We start from the raw sequence: 2060 nt of genomic DNA, 5'->3' as shown, positions 1-2060 counted from the left end.
AAAATAGAGTAGGCGCATGAACAATTTCATGCGCCTCTCACAGATCCGTACGTGCGGGTCATCGCATACGGCTCCTCCATGTTTATCCCCGTTGGGGATGTAGTTCCTTGTAAATGTCTAAAAGAAAAACGAGTTTAATTTCACGAAACCTTTCATTAGGAATCGCAAAATGTACATGCTGGGTCATCGAATTTCTCCATCTAGTCATTGAAAGATGGGGAAGTTCACCCTCCCAATTCCTTTTCCGAAGCTCCCTGTGGAGCTTTCTTATTTTTCTCCAGCTTCTTAGCTGAATCATCCGAAGCCTTCTCCGGATCCAAGAATCCAACTGTTGAAACAGTTTCTTTGAAAATCCAATGCCAAAGTACCTTCCCCACCCTCTGATGATGGGATTCAAGCGGTATTTAACGAATTCCTCCAAATTCACTGTTTGGTTTCTTTTCGTTGTCCTCTTGATACTTTCCTTGAATTTCTTTACTGCCTTGTCTGATGGGGAATGGAAATACCCTTTTTTGAAAACATAACCTAAAAAGATAAACGTTTCTTCATAATTGTCTACAATTTTAGTTTTTTCCGGGTGTACATTCAAACCCAATTTTTCCTCTAAGAGCTTAATTACAGTTCTCAGTACTCTTTCTGCACCCTTTCGGGATTTGCAACAGATGACGAAATCATCCGCATACCTTGTAATGCGGTGACCTCTTTCTAACATCATTTTATCGAGTGGATGCAGATAGATGTTTGCTAATAGTGGGCTGATTACTCCACCCTGCGGGCTCCCCTTGTCACTCTCATAAAAACTACCGTTTTCAAGGATACCCGATTTTAAGAACTGTACAATTAGTGCTAAGACGCTACTATCCACCACTTCTTCTTTGATTAAATCAATAAGCTTGTCGTGGGGAATCGAATCAAAGTACGTCTTTATATCGGCATCAATGACAAACGTATAACCGTCCATCAAATCCTGTCGGATTTTATCTATCGCCATATGTGCACTACGGTTCGGACGAAATCCATAACTACAGTCTAAGAATTTCTGTTCAAAGATGGGTTCAAGTATTCTTTTAGTTGCGGCTTGGAGGATTCGGTCTTCTACTGTTGGAATTCCTAATGGACGTTTGGAACCATCAGCTTTTGGGATGAAAACTCTTCTGACTGGTCTTGCACGATATGTTTTCGTACGCAAAGATTCTTGGAGCACTCTTAAGTTGTGTTCCAATTCTGTTTCATAATCTTTAATCGTAACTTTGTCCACACCGTGTGTACCACGGTTTTTCTTCACGTCATAAAAAGCCTGTTCCAAGTTTTGATAGTTCCATATTTTATCCACCAGACTGTACCACTTGCGTTTCTTTTTAGAATTCTCCCCTACACGTAAGCTTCGTTTTCCTATTGAGTCGTGCATGTATTCGTTTCCTTTCCTAAAACAGTATCAGCAGTATAGTTGATTCAATTACTGATGCTTAAATTAGTACTTCGCCCTAAACAACCTACTTTCTTTCGGTCTCGATTCTTCGGCTATCTGCCTCATCGACTTCTGTTTAGTACATGACGAGTAAATAAGTTCGTATTGCTTTTCTTACATGGGCAGACGGGCTTCGCATCAGTTCATTACCTTTTGAGTATATGACTGCCTTCCCAACTTCGTGGTAAGTCACTTGTCTTTGCGGCCTTTCCGACAAGTTTATTCACTACTATCCCCTGCTCTGACTTCTCACCCTCCATAATCAATTTCTTGTCCCTCGCGGCTTTGAAAAAGAGTTACCACCAACGGTGGAAAAGATGAGATCTCCTTGGGTCACGTCATCGCCTTTCACTCGAAGCCAGTCCTCATAACTAATAAGACATAGTGTGGTATTGGACATCCCCATCTTTTGCAAGGTTATCCAGTCTTACCAGCCAGCATGGTTTCAGCCACCTGTTCCGAGTTTTGCCTTCAAGTCCTCCGCACGAAATCTCACGATACTCGCACTACCTGTCAGCTATACATTTCCGCCACAACGGCATGTTAGGGACTTTCACCCATTAGAGCGAAGCGCTGCCAAGCGCACAAAAGA

Annotated in this window: 1 protein-coding gene; it reads right to left on the bottom strand. The window is 42.0% G+C overall.

Translation table 11 applies throughout. From position 1 onward, the window contains the following. Positions 1–82: 82 nt before the first annotated feature. Positions 83–1306: a group II intron reverse transcriptase/maturase gene (gene ltrA, locus CVD23_RS19060; RefSeq protein WP_257988602.1), complete on the bottom strand. Its 1224-nt coding sequence runs from the start codon at positions 1304–1306 to the stop codon at positions 83–85. Positions 1307–2060: the final 754 nt, after the last annotated feature.

The organism is Bacillus sp. V33-4, from assembly GCF_002860225.1.
GTDB lineage: Bacteria > Bacillota > Bacilli > Bacillales > Cytobacillaceae > Bacillus_BJ > Bacillus_BJ canaveralius.
The sequence above is the reverse complement of the archived record's forward strand: the minus strand, read 5'-3'. Positions and strand labels throughout refer to the sequence as shown.